Source organism: Streptomyces sp. NBC_00273 (assembly GCF_036178145.1).
Lineage (GTDB): Bacteria > Actinomycetota > Actinomycetes > Streptomycetales > Streptomycetaceae > Streptomyces.
The window spans coordinates 1,477,905-1,496,813 of the sequence record NZ_CP108067.1 but is presented as its reverse complement, the minus strand read 5'-3'; the positions used below and the strand labels follow the sequence as shown (position 1 = coordinate 1,496,813).

16 protein-coding genes are annotated in these 18,909 nt (G+C 72.7%); 3 read left to right on the top strand and 13 right to left on the bottom strand.

Annotated features, from left to right (window positions below; translation table 11 throughout):
• Positions 1–49: 49 nt before the first annotated feature.
• Positions 50–1,000 carry an NAD-dependent epimerase/dehydratase family protein gene (locus OG386_RS06380; protein WP_328787181.1) on the top strand — a complete coding sequence of 317 codons (951 nt, stop codon included), beginning with the start codon at positions 50–52 and terminating at the stop codon, positions 998–1,000.
• Positions 1,001–1,019: 19 nt separating this feature from the next.
• Complete coding sequence (locus OG386_RS06375; protein WP_328787180.1) at positions 1,020–4,364, top strand: aminotransferase class I/II-fold pyridoxal phosphate-dependent enzyme; 3,345 nt, start codon at positions 1,020–1,022, stop codon at positions 4,362–4,364.
• A gap of 10 nt (positions 4,365–4,374) precedes the next feature.
• On the opposite strand, the gene OG386_RS06370 is transcribed toward OG386_RS06375, so the two are convergent.
• The 8 genes from OG386_RS06370 to OG386_RS06335 form a co-directional block, all read right to left on the bottom strand.
• The gene (locus tag OG386_RS06370; protein WP_328787179.1) at positions 4,375–4,953 is read right to left on the bottom strand and encodes a toxin; all 579 of its coding nucleotides are present in this window, start codon (positions 4,951–4,953) and stop codon (positions 4,375–4,377) included.
• Entirely contained in the window at positions 4,950–5,408 is a 459-nt protein-coding gene (locus tag OG386_RS06365) for a helix-turn-helix domain-containing protein (protein WP_328787178.1), read from the bottom strand. Before OG386_RS06365 ends, OG386_RS06370 begins: the two co-directional genes overlap by 4 nt.
• Positions 5,409–5,703: 295 nt before the next feature.
• Positions 5,704–6,855, bottom strand: coding sequence for an MAB_1171c family putative transporter (locus OG386_RS06360; protein ID WP_328787177.1), 1,152 nt, complete (start codon positions 6,853–6,855; stop codon positions 5,704–5,706).
• A gap of 40 nt (positions 6,856–6,895) precedes the next feature.
• Entirely contained in the window at positions 6,896–7,624 is a 729-nt protein-coding gene (locus OG386_RS06355) for a TetR-like C-terminal domain-containing protein (protein ID WP_328787176.1), read from the bottom strand.
• A 127-nt stretch (positions 7,625–7,751) separates the two neighbouring features.
• Entirely contained in the window at positions 7,752–8,471 is a 720-nt protein-coding gene (locus tag OG386_RS06350) for an LmeA family phospholipid-binding protein (RefSeq protein ID WP_328787175.1), read from the bottom strand.
• Entirely contained in the window at positions 8,468–10,729 is a 2,262-nt protein-coding gene (locus OG386_RS06345; protein ID WP_328787174.1) for an MMPL family transporter, read from the bottom strand. The genes OG386_RS06350 and OG386_RS06345 overlap by 4 nt, the downstream gene beginning before the upstream one ends.
• 84 nt (positions 10,730–10,813) lie before the next feature.
• Entirely contained in the window at positions 10,814–12,202 is a 1,389-nt protein-coding gene (locus tag OG386_RS06340; protein WP_328787173.1) for a HAMP domain-containing sensor histidine kinase, read from the bottom strand.
• Positions 12,199–12,885, bottom strand: a complete 687-nt coding sequence (locus OG386_RS06335) for a response regulator transcription factor (protein ID WP_328787172.1) — start codon at positions 12,883–12,885, stop codon at positions 12,199–12,201. Before OG386_RS06335 ends, OG386_RS06340 begins: the two co-directional genes overlap by 4 nt.
• Positions 12,886–12,905: 20 nt before the next feature.
• Between OG386_RS06335 and OG386_RS46885 the strand changes: the two genes are divergently transcribed.
• The gene (locus OG386_RS46885) at positions 12,906–13,346 is read left to right on the top strand and encodes a hypothetical protein (RefSeq protein WP_443053112.1); all 441 of its coding nucleotides are present in this window, start codon (positions 12,906–12,908) and stop codon (positions 13,344–13,346) included.
• Here the strand turns inward: OG386_RS46885 and OG386_RS06325 are convergent.
• From OG386_RS06325 to OG386_RS06305, 5 genes are read right to left on the bottom strand one after another with little or no spacing between them, the layout of a single operon-like run.
• Positions 13,333–14,106: an enoyl-CoA hydratase gene (locus OG386_RS06325; RefSeq protein ID WP_328787171.1), complete on the bottom strand. Its 774-nt coding sequence runs from the start codon at positions 14,104–14,106 to the stop codon at positions 13,333–13,335. The genes OG386_RS46885 and OG386_RS06325 overlap by 14 nt on opposite strands.
• Entirely contained in the window at positions 14,103–15,005 is a 903-nt protein-coding gene (gene mmsB / locus OG386_RS06320; protein ID WP_328787170.1) for a 3-hydroxyisobutyrate dehydrogenase, read from the bottom strand. Before mmsB ends, OG386_RS06325 begins: the two co-directional genes overlap by 4 nt.
• A complete protein-coding gene (locus OG386_RS06315) occupies positions 15,002–16,099 on the bottom strand; it encodes an enoyl-CoA hydratase/isomerase family protein (RefSeq protein ID WP_328787169.1) in 1,098 nt (365 codons plus the stop codon). Before OG386_RS06315 ends, mmsB begins: the two co-directional genes overlap by 4 nt.
• Complete coding sequence (locus OG386_RS06310) at positions 16,096–17,250, bottom strand: acyl-CoA dehydrogenase family protein (protein WP_328787168.1); 1,155 nt, start codon at positions 17,248–17,250, stop codon at positions 16,096–16,098. The genes OG386_RS06315 and OG386_RS06310 overlap by 4 nt, the downstream gene beginning before the upstream one ends.
• Positions 17,247–18,746, bottom strand: a complete 1,500-nt coding sequence (locus OG386_RS06305; RefSeq protein ID WP_328787167.1) for a CoA-acylating methylmalonate-semialdehyde dehydrogenase — start codon at positions 18,744–18,746, stop codon at positions 17,247–17,249. Before OG386_RS06305 ends, OG386_RS06310 begins: the two co-directional genes overlap by 4 nt.
• Between the last annotated feature and the right edge of the window lie 163 nt (positions 18,747–18,909).

Below are 18,909 nucleotides of genomic sequence, written 5' to 3'. Positions count from 1 at the left end.
GAGGTGCTCCGCAGAAGGGTGCGCCGGCCGCCCGCGCTAGGGTGCGCACGTGAGCTTCCACATCGTCATCGGTTGGGGACCCGCCGGCGCCGCCACCGCCCGGCTCCTCGCCGAACAGGGCCATTCCGTAAGGGTCGTCACCCGATCGGGCCGAAGCCCGGAACCCGGGATCGAACACGTCGCGCTCGACGCGACGGACACCCCGCGGCTGACCGAAGCCGCGCGGGGCGCGGTGGCGATCCACAGCTGCGCCGCACCGCCCTACCCGCGCTGGGCGGCCGACTGGCCGCCGCTGGCCTCGTCGCTCTGCGCCGCGGCCGAGGCGACCGGGGCCGTACTGGTCATGCTGGGGAACCTCTACGGCTACGGCCCGGTGGACGGCCCGATGACCGAGGACCTTCCGCTCGCGGCCACCGGCACCAAGGGGCGGGTCCGCACCGCGGTCTGGGAGCAGGCGCGGAAACTGCACGAGCAGGGTCGGATCAGGGCGGTCGAGGTACGCGCCTCGGACTTCTTCGGACCCGGCGTCACCGATGGCGGCCACCTGGCGGCACGGGTCGTGCCGCCGCTGCTGCGCGGCAAGCCGGTCACCACGCTGGGCGACCCGGGCGCCCCGCACAGCTGGACCTACCTCCGCGACGTCGCCCGGACGCTGGTCGAGGTCGCGGACGAGGAGCGCGCCTGGGGACGCGCCTGGCACGTCCCGACCCAGCCGGCGCTGTCCGTGCGGGAGATGGTCGCGCGACTGTGCGCCCAGGCGGGAACGGGACCGGTCGCCGTGCGCGGACTCCCGTCCGCCGTGGTCGGCGTGGCATCGCTCTTCTCCCCGCTGATCCGCGAACTGAAGGAGGTCCGCTACCAGTTCGACCGTCCGTTCGTCGTAAATTCGAGCGCCTACGAGGCCGCGTTCGCGGTACGGTCCACCCCCGTCGACGAGCAGGTCAAGGCGACCGTGGAGTGGTGGCGCGAACGACTCGCGACCGGTGACCGACACGGGTGACAGGACAGGGGTGGGCCACATGGACGACCCGGGGAGACCGCGGCGGGAAGACATCGCCGTCGTGGGGATGGCGTGCAGGTTCCCTGGAGCACGCAATGTGAACCAGTACTGGCGGCTCCTGACGGCCCCACAGGCACAGTTCGGGGCGATCCCGGACTCGCGGTGGCGCACCGCGGCCTTCACGAGCGACGACTTCCGCGACACCTCGTCGGCGTACACGAGCACCATGGCGCTGCTGCCGGACGTGGGCCACTTCGACGCGGCCCACTACGGCATCCCGCCGCGCCGGGCCCGCGCGATGGACCCCCAGGCCCGGCTGCTGATCGACCTCGCCCGCGAGGCCATCCAGGACGCGGGGTGGGAGGCCGACGGCTTCGACCGCGAGGAGACCTCGGTGATCACGGCGCTCACCGAGGGCGGCTACCGCGAGCTCAGCACCATGCGGATCCGGATGCGCCAGCTGGCCGGGGGCGAGTTCGGCGCGCGGCTCGCCCACCCCCGCGCGCTGGAGGCGGTCCGGGCCGTCGACGGTCTCAACGGCACCTCGGTGGCCGGGCTCCTGCTCAACATGGGCCCCAACACCATCAGCTCGGTCTTCGACCTGCACGGCGAGAGCTACGCCCTGGACTCGGCCTGCTCGGGCGGACTCATGGCCGTGGCCAACGCCGTGCACGCACTGCGCGCGGGCCGCTCCCGCATCGCCCTGGCGGGCGGCGCCCAACTGATACTCACCCCCGACCTGCTGGTCGGGCTGTGCCGGATCGGAGCCGTCTCGCGCAGCGGCCGCTGCCTGCCCTTCGGTGCGCAGGCCGACGGCTTCGTCCTGGGCGAGGGAGCCGGGGTCCTGGTGCTGCGGCCCCTGTCCGACGCCCTGGCGGCGGGCGACCGGGTCTACGCCGTGATCCGCGGGGTGGGAACGGCCAACGACGGTACCGTGCAGGGCGGTATGCACCCCCAAGCGGCCGGGCAGCTCCGCACACTGCGCCGGGCCTACCGGGACGCGGACCTGGCCCCGGACGCGGTGGGCTACCTGGAGGCGCACGGCACCGGAACCACCGTCGGCGACCCCGTCGAACTCGGCGTCCTGCGCGAACTGCGCGGTGAGCGCGCGCAGCCCGCCTACCTCGGCGCCGTGAAGGCGGTGGTCGGTCACTCGCTGAACTCCGCGGGGATCGCCGGGCTCATCAAGTCGGTCCTGGCCGTGCAGCGGGGCGTGATACCCCCGCAGCCGGAGTGCGACCTGGCAGACCGCTCCGGGCTCGACGCCGCTCGGCTGACCGTGGCGACGACCCCGACACCGTGGCCGGACCGCGCGGGTCCGCGCCGGGCGGGGGTGAGCGCCTTCGGCTTCGGCGGTACCGGTGTCCACCTGGTGGTGGAGGAGTGCACCACGGCGACGGCAGGCCCGGCGGCGCCCGCGGCGCACGGCGACGGACCGTACGTACTGGCCCTCAGCGCGCGCGACCGGGACGGACTGGCCCGCTACGCCCGGGAGCTCGCCGACACCCTGGCGGAGGAACGGCCCCCGCTGGCCGCGGTGGCGGACACCCTCGCCCGCCGCACGCCCCTCGCACAGCACCTCACCCTGGTGGCGCGGGACGCCGCCGATGCCACCGCCAAGCTGAGGGCGGTGGCCGCCGGCGTCGCGGCGGGCCGAACGGAAGGGCTCGCGGACCCGGGGGACACCGGGACCGTGCCCCGGCCGCCCGCGACGGTGCGGACGCCTCCGTGCACCCTGCCGCCGAGCCCGCTGGCCCCGCGCCGCCACTGGGTCGTGGACGACTCGGGGCGCGAGCTCCCGGATCCGGCCGAGGCGACATCCGTGGCGCCCGCGGCGCCCGCCGTGCCCATCGTGCTCGAAGAGGTCTCGCGGACCGGTGTCTTCCCGCTCTCCGAGCTGAGCGGGCACCTGACCCTGGGGGCCGATCTCGGATTCGACTCCCTGATGCTGCAGGAGCTCGCAGTCAACATCGCCAAGCGGATACCGGGCTTCCGGGACGAGGAGCTGTTCTCGCCCGAACTCACCGTCGGCCGGCTGATCGAACTCGTGGATCCGCACGCCGATCCGCACATCGATCCGCGCGCCGAGCCCGACCGCACGCGGACGCCGGCGCCCGCCGGACCGGTCCCGCAGCAGGAGCGCGCGGCATGGGGCGCCGGGACGGCCGACATCGACGCGTTCCCGGAAGTCGGCGCGTTCGAGCAGCGCCTCGGCGAGATCACCGGGAGCGGCGCCGCCAACCCGTACTTCCGGATCCATGAGGGCAACGTCCGCGACACGACCGTCATCGGGGGCCGCACCCTGCTGTCCTTCGGCAGCTACAACTACCTCGGGCTCTCCGGCCATCCCGCGGTCGACGAAGCCGTGCACCGGGCGGTGGACCGGTACGGCACCTCGGTCTCCGCGAGCCGCGTGCTCTCCGGCGAACGGGACTTGACCGTACGACTGGAGCGGGCGCTGGCGGGGTTCCTCGGCGTCGACGACTGCCTGACCCTGGTGAGCGGCCACGCCACGAACGTCACCGCGATAGGCCACCTCGTCGGCCCCGAAGACCTCGTGGTGCACGACGCGCTCGCCCACGACAGCATCCTCCAGGGTTGCACCCTGTCCGGTGCGGCGCGACGCCCCTTCGCCCACAACGACATGGGGCAACTGGAGTACCTCCTGCGGCTCAACAGGCCCAGGTTCCGGCGGGTGCTGATCGCCGTCGAGGGCGCCTACAGCATGGACGGCGACCTCGTCGACCTGCCCGCCGTGATCGAGCTGAAGAAGCGCTACGGCGCCCTGCTCATGGTCGACGAGGCCCACAGCATCGGCACCGTCGGCGAACGCGGCCGGGGGGTCGGCGAGTTCTTCGGCGTCGACCGGTCCGACGTGGACCTGTGGATGGGCACCCTCTCCAAGGCCTTCGCCAGCTGCGGCGGTTACCTCGGCGGTTCGGCCCGGACGGTGCGCTGGCTGCGCCACACGCTCCCCGGTTTCGTCTACAGCGTCGGCCTGACGCCGGCCAACGCGGCCGCGGCGCTGGCCGCCACCGAACTGCTCACCGCGCAGCCGCAGCGCGTGCGGGCGCTCAGGCGGAACTCCGAGCTCTTCCTCCGGCTCGCCGTCGGGGCCGGTCTGGCGACGGGCACCAGCGCCGGCACACCCATCGTGCCCTGCATCCTCGGCGACTCGGCGAGGACCCTGCGCGTCGCGGACGGATTGTTCACCCGGGGCGTCGTCGCTGACCCGATCTTCCACCCCGTCGTGGAGGAGGGGCTGTCGAGACTGCGGTTCTTCATCACCAGTGAACACCGCGAGGACGACATCGGACGGGCCGTGTCGATCCTGGCCGAGGAAGTGGCGACCGCCGGGGGATAAGTGATCCATCTCAGATCAGGGTGCGTTCGATACGGCTGAGCGTGGCGCTCTTGGCGGGGTTGCCGTCCTCGCCCGCCGCTGCGGACGGGGCTGCCGCGTGGTGCTGCCCGGCGTCGCCGATCCGCTGGGAGAGGAGGTAGGCGATGATCTCCGCCTCCTGCTCCTGGACGTCGTCGTAGGTCGCCCGCAGGAGCATGTCGCGTACGAGTTGGGGGTCGAGGTTGGGGAAGAGGAGGCGCGCGGCCGCCTCGTCCAGCCCGCCTGCCCCGCGATGGCAACAGATGATGTGGCCCAGCTCGTGCAAGATGATGTGCTCCTGATGCGCGCCGGTGGTGTTGGCGTCGTAGAAGATGAGGTCCTCGTCGCGAGCGGCCACCCACATGCCGCACGGATGCGACGAGGGCATCTGCATCGGGACCAGCGTGATCGGACGGTCGCGCACCTCGCCGAGGTGGCGGCACAGCTCGGCCACGTCGGTCGCCGCCGGCAGATCGAGTTCGGCGATCCGCTGCGCGCCGGCCTTCCGGAGCTTCTTGAGCCGGCTGCGGCGTTCGTGGTCGGCCGCCCGCTCCTTGCGGGCGCCCCTCATCCGGACTCGGAGGGGTCGGCGACCGGCGGCAGGCCCTGCATCTGCCGGTACTGGTCCATGATGGCCGTGATGGCCTGGAGGTTCTCCTTCTTCATCCCGGCCGCCCGCATCGCCACGGCGCGCACCCCGGACTGGCGCAGCGCCTCGATGGCGGCGAGCTCGCCGAGCACGGACTCGGCGACCTTGTCGTCGAAGAAGTAGGCGACCGAGACCCCGAAGAAACGGGCCAGGGCGGAGAGCAGGTCGGGTGACGGGTTGGAGCGCTTGCCCGTGCGCAGCTGCGACAGGTACACGCCCCCGACCTTGAGCTCGGGGTTGACCCGCTTCAGCTCGTCCGCGACCTCGGCGTTGGTCCAGTGCTTGCCCTTGGGACGGACCGTTCGGAAGAGGTCGTCGAGGCGCATCGCGAGCAGGGGGCGCTCCTCACTCCCGTTCTCGGTGTCGCTCTCGGTCATGTGGACCATCCTCCCGTCGCCCCTCGGAATAGCTCTCAGCTACACACAAGTTTCACAGATTAGCGGTCAGTTGACAATTGGCCAGGACTCGGCGAACGTGGGGTCCAGCCGATAGCTGGCAGCTAACTTGCGCTCACGGGGGACGCACGTTGGGCGCCGGTGACATCGGACTGGCCCGGCCCTCGGGGGATGGGCCGGGCCAGTACGGGCGGGAGTAACCCGTCCGTCCGCCGCGAAAGCGGGGAAACGGGATACCCGCCCGGTTTGACGGGGGATGCAAACCGGGCGGGAGTTCTCAACTCGCCTTGTCGAGCTTACTGTAGGCGGCTGCCACTTGGGTGAGCCATGCGAGCTCTGCCGCGAAGTTGTTCGTATCGCGGTCGTCGAAGTCGCCGGCGTCCTTGTTGTTCTGGGGCACCGTGCGGGTCAGTTTTGCCTGCAAGGCGCGCTTGATCTGTGCAGCTTCGGTGAAGGCTTGCCGTGATTCCGCGCTCACCTCCTTGGCCGGATCACGACCCTCGTCGGCGGTGCGGTCGATGTACGGACGCAAGTCCCGCCACCCGTCCCGTATTTCGACGACCCGGCGGTGCAGGCGGTAGTCGAGGTCCGACACCGAGGCGCCGGGCGGCTCCAGGGCGATGTCCGGGGAGGACTCGTACAGGTCCCGCCAGAGCGGGTAGAGCGCCCGGTACGACCGGTACGTGCGGGCCCATTCCAGGAGCCGGGTTGCCGCCGGGCCCCAGGAGGAGTTGGTCAGGCTGAGCGAGAGCATGACGATGCCCGCGGCGCTGAAGACCGACGCGGCGACCTTCCAGGCGCCGATGTCGACCCCGCCCGCCGCCGTGAGGATGTTGACCGTCCTGGCCAGGCAGTAGAGGAACAGGACCACCGCGGTGACCGAGAGCAGCCGCAGCGCCTGGCGCAGCGAGGCGTTGTCGGTCATCCGGGCGTACGGCCCGCACTGGAGGTAGATCGTGACGCACGGGATCGCCTGGGAGACGATGAACGCCAAGAGGTAGGTGAGCAGCAGCGGTTCACTGGTGCCGTCGAAGTCCGAGGCCGGCCGGCCGGTGCCGTCGGCGAGGAAGAAGAGGGCCGCCAGCAGCACGTCGAGCGCGATGCCGGTGATCACCCAGTAGCGGGTCTTGCGCACGGAATCCTCGTCCGCGGCGGCCCACCGCAGCAAGATGATCTGCGCGCTGACGCAGAAGGCGACCGCCGACAGGTGCATGAGGAGGACGGCGAGGTTGCCGACTCCCAGGAGGGGCGCGCCCCCCATGGCCAGGGCCCCCATGGTGAAGGTGAGGCACTGGAGCAGCAGAGTGGCGATCAGCGTGCGGTACGCGCCGTCCTTCCAGCTGCGCCGCGCCTGGCACAGCCGGTAGACGAGCGCCGCGTACGACGAGAGCGACGCCATGACGAAGCAGAGGGTTCTGGTGGTGTTCACGTCCTGGTTTTCTGCCGGTGCCGCGGGGGCGACGGACGGATCAGTCGGAGCTCTCGGCCAGGGGGACCACGAGGCCGATGCTCTCGGCCGCCACGGCGATGGCGTAGTCGAAGAACGCGGCCTCGTCCCGGACGCTGTCGTGGGTACGGCTGAAGACCTGGAACACCAGGAGGCCGATCAGGCTGCTCCACAGGACGATGCCGCGTTCGACGACGTCCGAGAACGGCGCTTCGGGCGCGCCGCCGAACAGCTGCACGGCCTCCGGCAAGAGCAGCGGCGGGCCGGGCACCGTCCGCCGGGGCGGGGTGAGTTCACCGGCTTCCAGCGCCGTGCGCACGATTTTGGCGAGGACCGCGGGGGTGCGCGAGGCGGACGGGACGGTGTCCTGGGGAGCGTGGTAGTCCGGTACGGGCGAGCCGTAGATCAGGGTGAACTCGGCGGTGTTGTCGAAGGACCACTGCCGCAGTGCGCGGGTGACCGCGAGGAGCCGTGCGCCCCCGGACCCACCGGCCGCCGCGGCGGCTGCGTCGGCCTGCTCCATCGCCTCGCCCGACGCGTCGTAGGCATCGATGACCAGTGCGGTCAGCAGGTCGTCGCGGTGGGGGAAGACGGCTTCGACCTCGGCGAGGGGGATGCCGCTGTCACGGGATACGGCCTCCGGGGAGAGCCCCGAGGCGCCCAGCTTCTCCAGCTGGTGACGTGCGACGTCCTTGATCACCACCGCGGGCGTGATGTCCTCGTCGTTCGAACTGATTGCGGAAACGTCCATGCTGGAACCGTACCCGCCGGCAACTGCGGCCGTGCGTAAGGCTTTTCGAACGCCCTGGCCATGTGCTGTGATCCGGCCATCGGGCGGGTACGGAACGTTCCGGGCGAATGCGGTCGAGCGGTGGGCGTCAGCTGTCGGGCAGGGTGCTCGGGCCGCCGGTCAAAGAGACGTGCAGGCCGTCCGGTCGGACCTCGGCGGAGGTGGCGGCGAGCCCGAGCGGGTACTCCTTCGGCGCGCCCGACTGGGGGCCGAAGCCGCCGGCACCGATCCCGAGCCGGTCGGTGGGGACGGAGCGGCCGAACAGGGTGAGCCCGTCGACGGCGAGGGTGACCTTGCCGTCCGCGAGTACGGGACGCAGCGTCAGCCGCCCGAGGCCGCCCGGGCCGACGTCCGCGAGGACCGTCCCCGTCGCCGGGTCGGTGGTGACCGCGGCCACCGCCACGGACGGTACGGCGCCGCGGATCGCGGCGGCGAGGGACTGCGTGGAGACCGTCACGTCCGCGTGGGTGCCGCCGACCGTGGTCGTTCCGCCGAGGCGGACGTCGTCCAGCCGGGCCCGGACGCGGACGTGGGACAGCCGCCCCACCCGGGCGTCGTCGCTGCTGACGTCGAGCCGGGGGATGCCCTCGTGCGCCAGGTCCCACAGGGCCCAGCCGCCGGCTATGCCGACCGCCACGTCGTCACCGAGGCCCGGAGCCGCCTGCGCGACACGGTCGTGGATGTGGTGGCGGACCGTGTACTCGGCCGCGCCGGTGGCACCGACGGCCAGCAGGACCACGGCGACCGTGACCGTGCGGACGGGACGGCGGCGCAGGGCGGCCCGGGCCCTCGTCAGGGGGTGCTTCATCGCCGTTCTCCTCGGGCGGGTGCGAAATCGGGTGCGCTGGCGGATGGTGTCCCCGGATCCGATCCGGCATGGGGCTCCGGCCCGGCGGCGGGCCCTTCCGGGTCGAGGCGCGGAAGGAACCGGTCCAGCCAGCCGGGGAGCCACCAGTTGGCGCGCCCGAAGAGGTACATGGACGAGGGCACCAGGAGCAGGCGGACCACGGTGGCGTCGATGATGACGCTGACGCCGAGGCCCAGCGCGAGCATCTTGACGGCGACGTTCGTGGAGAGCAGGAAAGCCAGGAAAACGCTGGTCATGATCAGCGCCGCGCAGGTGATGACGCGGGCCGTGGCGGCGAGGCCGGTGGAGACGGCCCGGTGGTTGTCCTCGCAACTCAGCCAGGTCTCGCGGATCCGGGAGAGCAGGAAGACCTCGTAGTCCATGGAGAGCCCGAAGACGATCGCGAACATCATCATCGGTACGTAGGACTCGACGGGCACCTTCTCGGTCACGCCGAACAGCGCGCCGCCCCAGCCCCATTGGAAGACCGCGACGACCACGCCGTAGGCGGCGGCGATGGAGAAGAGGTTGAGCACGGCGGCCTTGAGCGCCACCAGCAGGCTGCGGAAGACGGTGAGCAGCAGCAGGAACGCGGCGGCGACGACCACGGCGATGATCAGGGGCAGTTTGGCGGTGAGGGTGTCGGTGAAGGTCTGGGCGGCGGCGGCCGTGCCCGTGAGGTAGCCGGTGGCTCCGGTGCCCGACAGCGTCCGCGGCACCGTCTCGTCCTGCAAGGTGTGGATCAGGTCCGCGGTGGCCGCGTCCTGCGGGCCGGTGGTGGGCACGACCGTGGTGATGAGCAGGGCGCGGTCGGGGCTGGGCACCGGGGGAGTGACGGAGGCGACGCCCGGTACGGCGGCCAGCTCGCGCCGGAGCGAGGCCGCGAGGTCCTGGCGCAGGCTCTCGCTCTCGACGTGACGGCTGTCGAGGTGGGTGACGACGGTGAGCGGGCCGTTGGCGCCGGGGCCGAAGCCCTCGGTGATCAGATCGTAGGCGCGGCGGTCGGTCCTGCTGGTGGACTGGGCACCGGCGTCGACGTGGCCGAGCTGCATGGACGCGAGGGGGACCGCGAGCACGCCGAGTACGAGCAGCCCGCTGACCAGGAAGAGCCACGGGCGGCGGCTCACCCTGACGGCCCAGCGGTGCCAGACGTCCGCCTCGCCGGTGGGTTCCGCTACCGGCTCGCGGACGTGGAAGCGGTCGATGCGACGGCCGAGCAGACCGAGCAGGGCGGGAGTCAGGGTCACGGACGCGGCCGCGGCCACGAGGACGCTCAGTCCGGCGGCGACACCGAGGGCGCCGATGAAGCCCACGCCGGAGGCGCACAGCCCGCCCAGGGCCATGGCCACCGTGGCGGCGGCGACCAACACGGCCCGGCCGCTGGTGGCGACCGTACGGCCGACCGCCTCGGCGGGTTCGGCTCCGGCGTGCAGCAGGGCCCGGTAGCGGGTGGCGAGGAAGAGCGCGTAGTCGATGCCGACGCCGAGGCCCATCATCGCGGCCAGGGTCGGGGCGGCCTGGGCGAAGCTGAAGTGCCCGGCGAGCAGTCCCAGCCCGGCCAGGCTCACCGACAGGCCGATCACGGCCGTCACCAGGGGCAGGCCGGTGGCGGCGACGCTGCCGAAACCGATCAGCAGCACGAGCACGGCGACGGCCAGACCGATGGCCTCCGAAGCGCGGTCGGCGGACTTGGGGGTGGCCAGCTGGCCGAGCGGGGCCCCGTACTCGACGGTGACGTCGTCGGCGCGCAGCGGCTCGACGGCGGTGTCGACCTCGTCGAGGTAGGCGGGGTCGAAGCTAGCCGGGTTGCCGTCGAAGCGGACGGTCACCTGGGCGGTCCCGCCGTCCGCGGAGACCGCCCCGGGCGTGGTGAGCGGATCGGCCACCGACAGGACGTCCGGAAGCCGGCCCAGGTTGGTGACGGCCGCCTCGATCGCCGCCCGGTGATCGGTGACCGCGCCCTCGTCGGAGGTGATCACGATGGCGGAGGCGGTGCCGCCGGACGCGGTGGTGTGGGCCGTCAGCAGGTCGGCACCGATCTGGGTGCTGGTACCGGGGAGGGAGAAGCTGTCCGCATAGGTGCCGCCCCAGGTGTGGTTGGCGAGCCCGAGGCCGACCAGTGCCAGTACCCACAGGGCGACGACCCGCCAGGCGTGCCGGGCGCACCAGCGCCCGCTCCGGTGGAGCAGCCCAGGTCGCCGGGCCGATTCAGTGTTCATGGGGCCACTGTGCGCGGTGTGTGTAAGGAGGTCGTGGGCGCATTGTTCGGGGAGTGTAAGGGGGAGCCGCCGGCACGCGGGTGCTCAGGCGGCGGGCGCCGACGGGAGGGTGACGGTGAAGCAGGCGCCGCCTTCCGGACCGTGTCCCTCGACGCGGATGCCGGCGCCGAGCCGGCCGGTCAGGCGGTGGGCGATGGCCAGCCCCAGGCCGCTGCCGACCGGGCGGGTGTCCCGGTAGCGCTCGTGCAGGGCGCCGTGGTCGAAGGCGATGCGTACGTCGTCCTCGGTGAGGCCGGGCCCGCCGTCGCGGACCTGCAGCTCGGCCCCGCCGCCCGCGTCGGCCGGACGGACGGCGAGGACGAGGGGCGCGCCCTCGGGCGTGACCCGCAGCGCGTTCTGCACCAGGCCGTCGATCAGCTGCCGGACCCGGAAGGCGTCCGTCGCGACGACGACGGGCAGGTCCGGCCGTTCGAGCCGGAGGTCGACGCCGTGGCGTGCGCACAGGCCCGTCCAGAACGCGGCGGCGTCGGAGACCAACGCGCGGAGGTCGGCCGGGGCCACGTCCAGGCGGAAGTCGTCGGCCTCCAGCCGGGCCAGGTCCAGTAGGTCTCCGAGGAACCGGTCCAGGCGCCGGGTCTCGTCGGCCAGGATGCCGCCTACTTCGGGCACCCGCTCCGGCTCGATCAGGCCGTCGGCGAGCGCCTCGGCATAGCCCTGCAGCGCGGTCAGCGGAGTGCGCAGATCGTGGGAGACGGAGAGCAGGAACTCCCGCTGCCGGTTCTCGCTGTGGGCCAGCGCCCCGTCCAGGACGTTGAGGGCGCGCCCGATGTCCGCGGTCTCGCGGGGCCCGTCGACCGGGGCCGGTACGCCGCGTTCGCCGTCGGCGAGCCGGTGCGCGATCTGCGCGGCCGTCACGAGCGGACGGGCGATGCGGCGGGCGAGGAGCGCTCCGGCCAGGGCCGCGCCGAGCATGCCGACGACGAGCGGGACGATGACGTTGCGGCGGATCTGGCTCGTGTTATCGGTGACGACCGCGTACGGCTCGGTCAGCACGACCGCGCCGCCGCGTACGCCGGGCTGCCCCACCAGCAGTACTTCCTGGCCGCCGAGGATGCCGGTGGTGGAGACCGGATCTCCGGCCAGCAGGGCCGATGCGGACCTCCGGTCGACGGCCGGGCCGGCGGTGCCGCTCACGGTGCCGTCCCGGGCGATGACCGCGAGCTGCACCCCGTTCGGCCCCGCCAGGACCTGGGCGCCGGTGAAGAGCGCCTCGGACACGGCCGGCAACCGGCTCAGTACCGTCGCCTGACGGGTCAGCTGGTCGCGTTCACGCTGTTCGGCACCGTGCGCGGCGGTCTGCCAGGCGATCAGTCCGGTCAGGGCCACCGCGAGCGCCGCCACCACGGTCGTCAGCACCACGATCTTGCGGGCGAGGGAGCTGCGGCGCGGACCGGTGCGGGGGCGGCGGGTCACGGGCCGGGAGCCGTTGCGCTGTACCCGACGCCGCGGACCGTACGGATCGGGCTGGCGTCGCCGAGCTTGGCGCGTACCTGCGAGACGAAGACGTCGACCATGCGGGTGTCGCGGTAGCCGGGGTACCCCCACACCTGGGCGAGCAGTTGCTCGCGGGTGAAGACCTGGCCCACGTGCTGGAGGAGGTGGGAGAGCAGGTTGAACTCGGTGGCGGTGAGCTCGACCGGCTCGCCGTCGCGGCGCACGGTGCGGCTGACCGGGTCCACGCTGAGCCGGCCGGTGTCCCCGGGCGGCGGTCCGGGCGGGCCAGCCGCCCGGCGCAGTACGGTCTTGACCCGGGCGACCAGCTCGCGCGGCGAGAACGGCTTGGTCAGGTAGTCGTCCGCGCCGAGTTCGAGGCCGAGGATCCGGTCGGCCTCGTCACCACGGGCGGTGACCAGCAGGACCGGTGTCCAGTCGCCGGCGTCCCGCAGGGCGCGGCAGAAGGCGATGCCGTCCATGCCGGGCAGGCCGATGTCCAGGACGATCGCCACCGGGTGCATGCGCCGGGCGGCCGCGAGACCGGCGGACCCGTCGGCCTCGACGTGGACGCCGAAGCCTTCGCGGGCCAGGTAGAGGCGTTGCACGTCGGAGATGTGGCGCTCGTCCTCGACGATCAGCACGAGGCCCCTGGACTCCGTCATCACTTCCTCTCCCGCCGCGGTTGGCAGCATCGATGCTAACCGCGCCGCCCCGCCCTTCCGGCGGGCGCGCCGCTATCCGTACATTCCCCGAACAATGCGCCGGCCGTGCCCCGCCCTCGTCCGCCCGCAGGTTCCTCGGGTTCACCCGCACCCGCGCGGGCCTGCCGTTCGCGGGGCTCACCGGTGCGGCCCTGGTGCTCGGCTCGGACGTCCTGCTGCGCGCCGTCGTACGGACGGACCTGGCGGTCGCCGTCCCCACCGGCGTCGTCATCAGCCTGGTCCGCGCCGTCTTCCGGGTCACCACGGCCGTCCTGGCGGCCGTCCTCGTCGGCGTGCTCGCCGGCGCCGGTCCGATGACCGCGGTGAGCGGCACCCGTCCCTCGCAGGGAGGCCCGAGGCCGGGTACGGCGCAGTCGTGCGCGCCGTACCCGGCCTCCGTACGTGCCCTCAGCCGTGACTGAAGCGGGGCGGGCGCTTGTCCACGAAGGCGGACATGCCCTCCTTCTGGTCGGCCGTGGCGAAGACCGCGTGGAACAGGCGGCGCTCGAAGCGGACGCCCTCGGTGAGGGTGGTCTCGAAGGCCCGGTTCACGGCCTCCTTGGCCATCATCGCGACCGGCTTGGACATCCCCGCGACGGTCTCGGCGACCGCGAGGGCCTCGGACAGCAGCTCGTCGGCCGGGACGATCCGGGAGACCAGGCCGGCCCTCTCGGCCTCGACCGCGTCCATGGTGCGGCCCGTCAGGCACAGTTCCATGGCCTTGGCCTTGCCGACGGCCCGGGTGAGCCGCTGGGATCCGCCGATCCCCGGGATCACCCCGAGCTTGATCTCGGGCTGCCCGAACTTCGCGGTGTCCGCGGCGAGCAGGATGTCGCACAGCATGGCGAGCTCGCAGCCGCCGCCCAGGGCGTAGCCGGAGACCGCCGCAAGAGTGGGCGTACGGACCTGGCCGAGCCGGTCCCACGCCGTGAACCAGTCCGAGAGGTACATGTCCATGTAGCTGCGCGGCCGCATCTCCTTGATGTCGGCGCCGGCCGCGAAGGCCTTCGCGGAGCCGGTCAGGACGATGCAGCCGACCTCCGGGTCCCGGTCCAGTTCCTCCGCGGCGGCCACCACCTCGGTCATGACCTGGAGGTTGAGGGCGTTGAGGGCCTCGGGCCGGTCGAGGGTGAGGACGGCCACCCGCCCCTTGCGCTCCAGCAGGATGGTTTCGTAGGTCATGCGGGTGTTCCGTTCCGGGGTCGCAGGGTGTGGACGATCGCCGAGAAGTCGAGGCCCGCGCCCGCGCCGGCGGCGAAGTCGGCGTACAGCTCGGCGGCCTTCAGGCCCAGCGGCGCCTCCACCCCGCCGGCCCGCAGGGCGTTCGCCGCCAGGGCGAGGTCCTTGGCCATGAGGGGGGCGGCGAAGCCGGGGAGGTAGTCACGGTTGGCGGGGCTGCCCGGAACCGGTCCCGGCACGGGGCAGTTGACGGTGAGGGCCCAGCACTGGCCGGAGGCGGTGGAGGCCACGTCGTAGAGGGCCTGGTGGTCCAGGCCGAGGCTCTCCGCGAGGACGAAGGCCTCGCTCACCCCGATCATCGAGACGGCGAGGATCATGTTGTTGCAGATCTTGGCGGCCTGTCCGGCGCCCGCCGTCCCGCAGTGCACGGCCTTCTTGCCCATCGCGTCGAGCAGCGGTGCGGCCGCCGCGAACTCCTCGGCGCCGCCGCCCGCCATGAAGGTGAGGCTCGCCGCCTGCGCGCCGACCACCCCGCCCGAGACGGGCGCGTCGAGGGACCGGTGACCGGCCGCCCCGGCGGCCTCGTGAGCCGCCCGCGCGTCGGCCACGTCGATGGTCGAGCAGTCGACGAAGAGGGTGCCGGGCCGCGCGGCGGCCAGCAGCCCGCCCTCCCCGTACAGGGCGAGGACGTGCCCGCCCGCCGGCAGCATGGTGATCACCACGTCGGCCCCGGCGGCCGCCGCGGCGGCCGACACCGCCGGCTCCACCCCCGTCTCGGCGGCGGTGGCCAGCAACTCCGGCACCAGGTCGAAGCCGAGGACGCGGTGTCCGGCCTTCACCAGGTTGGCCGCCATCGGGCCACCCATGTGGCCCAGTCCGACGAACGCCACGGTCCTGCTCACCAGGGCACCTCCTGAGTCGAATCCGTGCGGGTCAGCCCCAGCTCGCGCGCTCCGAGCGGGGCGAAGTACCGTTCCACGTCCGCCGGAACCACGTCGGCCAGGGCGGGTGGCGACCACCGCGGGCTGCGGTCCTTGTCGATGACCTGCGCGCGGATCCCCTCCACCAGATCGGGGGAGGACAGCGCCGCGCAGGAGATCCGGTACTCCTGCTCCAGAGCCCGCTCCAGCGGGCCGAGTCCGCGCACCCGGCGCAGGGCGGCCAGGGTCACCTTCAGCGCCGTGGGCGACTTGGCCCGCAGGGTGGCGGCGGCCTCCTTCGCCGCCGGGGCGCCGCTGTCGAGCAGGCGCTCCACGATGTCCTCCACGGTGTCCGCCGCGTAGCAGTGGTCGATCCACTCGCGGTCACCGTCGAGCGTGCCAGCGGGCGCCGGACCGACGTACCGTTCCAGCACTTCGTGTACGGAGGCCCGTGCCAGGTCCGCGGCCAGCCGCGGCAGCAGCTCCGAGGACACGAAGTGATCGGCGAGCCCGCAGCGCAGTGCGTCCGCCGCCCCGACCGGCGCCCCCGTCAGGGCCAGGTGGGTGCCCAGTTCTCCGGGCGCCAGCGCCAGCAGGTACGTGCCGCCGACGTCGGGGACGAAGCCGATGCCCGTCTCGGGCATGGCCACGCGGGAGCGTTCGGTGACGATCCGTACGGTGCCGTGGGCCGAGATCCCGACGCCGCCGCCCATGACGATGCCGTCCATGAGGGCGACGTACGGCTTGGGGTAGCGGGCGATGCGGGCGTTGAGCCGGTACTCGTCGCGCCAGAAGTCGGCCGAGGCGGTGCCGCCCGTGCGGGCGTCCTCGTAGATCGCGCGGATGTCACCGCCCGCGCACAGGCCGCGCCCACCGGCGCCCTCGATGACGACGGCCGCGACATCAGGGTCCTGTTGCCAGCCGGCGAGCGCCTCGTCGATGCGCAGCACCATGGAGTGGGTGAGGGCGTTGAGCGCCTTGGGGCGGTTGAGGGTGATGTAGCCGGTGTGGCCCTCGGCCCGCAGGAGCACGTGGTCCTGGTCACGGTCGTGGTCCCCGGGGTTTGCGTGGTTCATCGCAGGGCCTCCGTGAGCCCGCGGGCGACGATGATGCGCATGACCTCGTTGGTGCCTTCCAGGATCTGGTGGACCCGAAGGTCGCGGACGATCTTCTCGATGCCGTACTCGCTCAAATAGCCGTATCCCCCGTGGAGTTGGAGGGCCCGGTCGGCGACCGCGTAGCCGGTGTCCGTGGCGAACCGCTTGGCCATCGCGCACAGCTGCGGGGCCAGCGGATCGCCCCGGTCCAGCGCGTCGGCGGCCTGGCGGACCAGGGCGCGGGCCGCGGCCAGTTCGGTGGCCATGTCCGCGAGCCGGAACTGCAGGGCCTGGGCGTCCAGCAGCCGGGCCCCGAAGGCCTCCCGGTCGGCCAGGTGCGCGAGGCTGCGGTCCAGCGCGCTCTGCGCACCGCCCAGCGAGCAGGCCGCGATGCCGAGGCGGCCGCCGTTGAGGCCGTTCATGGCGATGCGGAAGCCGTCGCCCTCGGCGCCGAGCCGCCGATCGGCTGGGATGCGGACCCCGTCCAGGACCACCTGGCGGGTGGGCTGGGCGTTCCAGCCCATCTTGCGCTCGTTCGGACCGAAGGAGACCCCGGCATCCGCGCGTTCGACGACGAACGCGGAGATGCCGCCCGGGCCCTCCCCGCCGGTGCGGGCCATGACGACGTAGACCTCGGAGGCGCCGGCGCCGGAGATGAACTGCTTGACCCCGGTCAGTACGTAGCCGTCGTCCGTGCGCTCGGCCCGGGTGCGCAGCTGGGCCGCGTCGGATCCGGCGCCGGGTTCGGTCAGGCAGTAGCTGCCCAGCGACCGGGCGGAGCACAGGTCGGGGAGCCAGCGCGCCCGCTGGTCCGCGTCCCCGTACCGGTCGATCATCCAGGCGACCATGTTGTGGATGGAGAGGTATCCGGCGATGGAGGGGCAACCGGTGGCGAGGGTCTCGAAGACGAGGACGCCGTCGCTGCGGCTGAGGCCGGAACCGCCGTGCCCCTCGCGGACGTAGACGCCGCCGAGCCCGAGGTCCGCCGCCTTGCGGATCACGTCCAGCGGGAAGTGCTTGTCCTGGTCCCAGGTGACGGCGTACGGGCCGAGCTGCTCCTGGGCGAAGTCGAGGGTGACCTCGGCGAGGGCGAGCTGATCGGGGCTGAGGGTGAGGGTCACCGGGCTCATCCCATCGTCGGGATGGTGAAGCTCGCGCCCTCCTTGGCCCCGGAGGGCCAGCGCGAGGTGACGGTCTTGGTACGGGTGTAGAAGCGGATCGAGTCGGGGCCGTGCTGGTTCAGGTCGCCGAAGCCGGACCGCTTCCAGCCGCCGAAGGTGTGGTACGCCACGGGGACGGGGATCGGCACGTTGACGCCGACCATGCCGGCGCCCACCCGGCGGGTGAAGTCGCGCGCGGTGTCGCCGTCGCGCGTGAAGATCGCGACGCCGTTGCCGTACGGGTGCTCGGTGGGCAGGCGCAGGGCCTCCTCGTAGTCGGCGGCCCGTACGACGGACAGCACCGGGCCGAAGATCTCCTCGCGGTAGATCCGCATCTGCGGGGTCACGCGGTCGAAGAGGGTGGCTCCGGCGAAGAAGCCGTCCTCGTGTCCCGGCAGGGCGAACCCGCGCCCGTCCACGACGAGTTCGGCGCCCTCGGTGGCTCCGATGCCGACGTAGCGGTTCACCCGGTCGAGGGCGTCCCGGCTCACCAGCGGACCGAAGTCGGCCTCGGGGTCGTCGGAGCGACCCACGCGCAGGGTGGCGATGCGCTCCGCCAACTTGGCCACCAGGGCGTTCGCGGTCTCCTCGCCGACGGGGACGGCGACGGCGATGGCCATGCAGCGCTCGCCCGCGGAGCCGTAGCCGGCGCCGATGAGGGCCTCCACGGCCTGGTCGAGATCGGCGTCGGGCATCACGATCATGTGGTTCTTGGCGCCGCCGAAGCACTGGGCGCGCTTGCCGTGGGCCGCGGCGGTGGCGTAGATGTGCGCGGCGATCGGGGTGGAACCGACGAAGCCGAGGGCCTGCACGCGCGGGTCTTCGAGGAGGGTGTCGACGGCTTCCTTGCCGCCGTTGACCACGTTGAGCACGCCGGGCGGCAGACCGGCCTCCAGGAACAGCTCGGCGAGGCGCAGCGGTACGGAGGGGGCGCGCTCGGAGGGCTTCAGGATGAAGGAGTTGCCGCAGGCCAGGGCGGGTGCGGCCTGCCACAGGGGGATCATCGCGGGGAAGTTGAAGGGGGTGATCCCGGCGACCACGCCCAGCGGTGAGCGCAGGGAGTACACGTCGATCCCGGTGCCCGCGTTGTCGGTGAACTCGCCCTTCAGCAAGTGCGGGACGCCGGCGGCGAACTCGACCACCTCCAGGCCGCGTTGCAGGTCGCCGTGGGCGTCGGCGACGGTCTTGCCGTGCTCGGAGGACAACAGCCGGGCGAGCGAGTCCCGTTCGCCCTCGACCAGCTGGAGGAAGCGCAGCAGTACGCGCGAGCGGCGCTGCGGGTTCCACTGCCCCCAGTCGGCCTGTGCCTCCTCTGCGTTCGCGACGGCGGCCTCGGTGTCGGCCCGCCCCGCGAGCGGGACCCGGGCCTGGACGGCACCGGTGTTGGGGTCGTACACGTCGGTGAAGAGACCGGAGGATCCGGTGGTGTGCTTGCCGCCGATGAAATGGGTGAGTTCGCGGACCATGGGTGCCTGCTCTCGTCAGGTTGGATCCGGGGATGGCACGGCCGACCGGCGGACGGCACCCGATCGGGTGCGCCGCTGGGGAAGGTCGTGGGACGGGGTCGAAAGGGACGACCTACGAGCGCGCGAACGTGTGCGTGCGCTCCGCCGGATTACCAGGGTCGTG

Bases quoted from the DNA above. Each gene is read 5' to 3' on its own strand.
- OG386_RS06375 (WP_328787180.1), top strand. From the start codon at position 1,020: ATGGACGACCCGGGGAGACCGCGGCGGGAAGACATCGCCGTCGTGGGG.
- OG386_RS06370 (WP_328787179.1), bottom strand. From the start codon at position 4,953: ATGAGGGGCGCCCGCAAGGAGCGGGCGGCCGACCACGAACGCCGCAGC.
- OG386_RS06365 (WP_328787178.1), bottom strand. From the start codon at position 5,408: ATGACCGAGAGCGACACCGAGAACGGGAGTGAGGAGCGCCCCCTGCTC.
- OG386_RS06355 (WP_328787176.1), bottom strand. From the start codon at position 7,624: ATGGACGTTTCCGCAATCAGTTCGAACGACGAGGACATCACGCCCGCG.
- OG386_RS06350 (WP_328787175.1), bottom strand. From the start codon at position 8,471: ATGAAGCACCCCCTGACGAGGGCCCGGGCCGCCCTGCGCCGCCGTCCC.
- OG386_RS06345 (WP_328787174.1), bottom strand. From the start codon at position 10,729: ATGAACACTGAATCGGCCCGGCGACCTGGGCTGCTCCACCGGAGCGGG.
- OG386_RS06335 (WP_328787172.1), bottom strand. From the start codon at position 12,885: ATGACGGAGTCCAGGGGCCTCGTGCTGATCGTCGAGGACGAGCGCCAC.
- OG386_RS06325 (WP_328787171.1), bottom strand. From the start codon at position 14,106: ATGACCTACGAAACCATCCTGCTGGAGCGCAAGGGGCGGGTGGCCGTC.
- OG386_RS06315 (WP_328787169.1), bottom strand. From the start codon at position 16,099: ATGAACCACGCAAACCCCGGGGACCACGACCGTGACCAGGACCACGTG.
- OG386_RS06310 (WP_328787168.1), bottom strand. From the start codon at position 17,250: ATGAGCCCGGTGACCCTCACCCTCAGCCCCGATCAGCTCGCCCTCGCC.
- OG386_RS06305 (WP_328787167.1), bottom strand. From the start codon at position 18,746: ATGGTCCGCGAACTCACCCATTTCATCGGCGGCAAGCACACCACCGGA.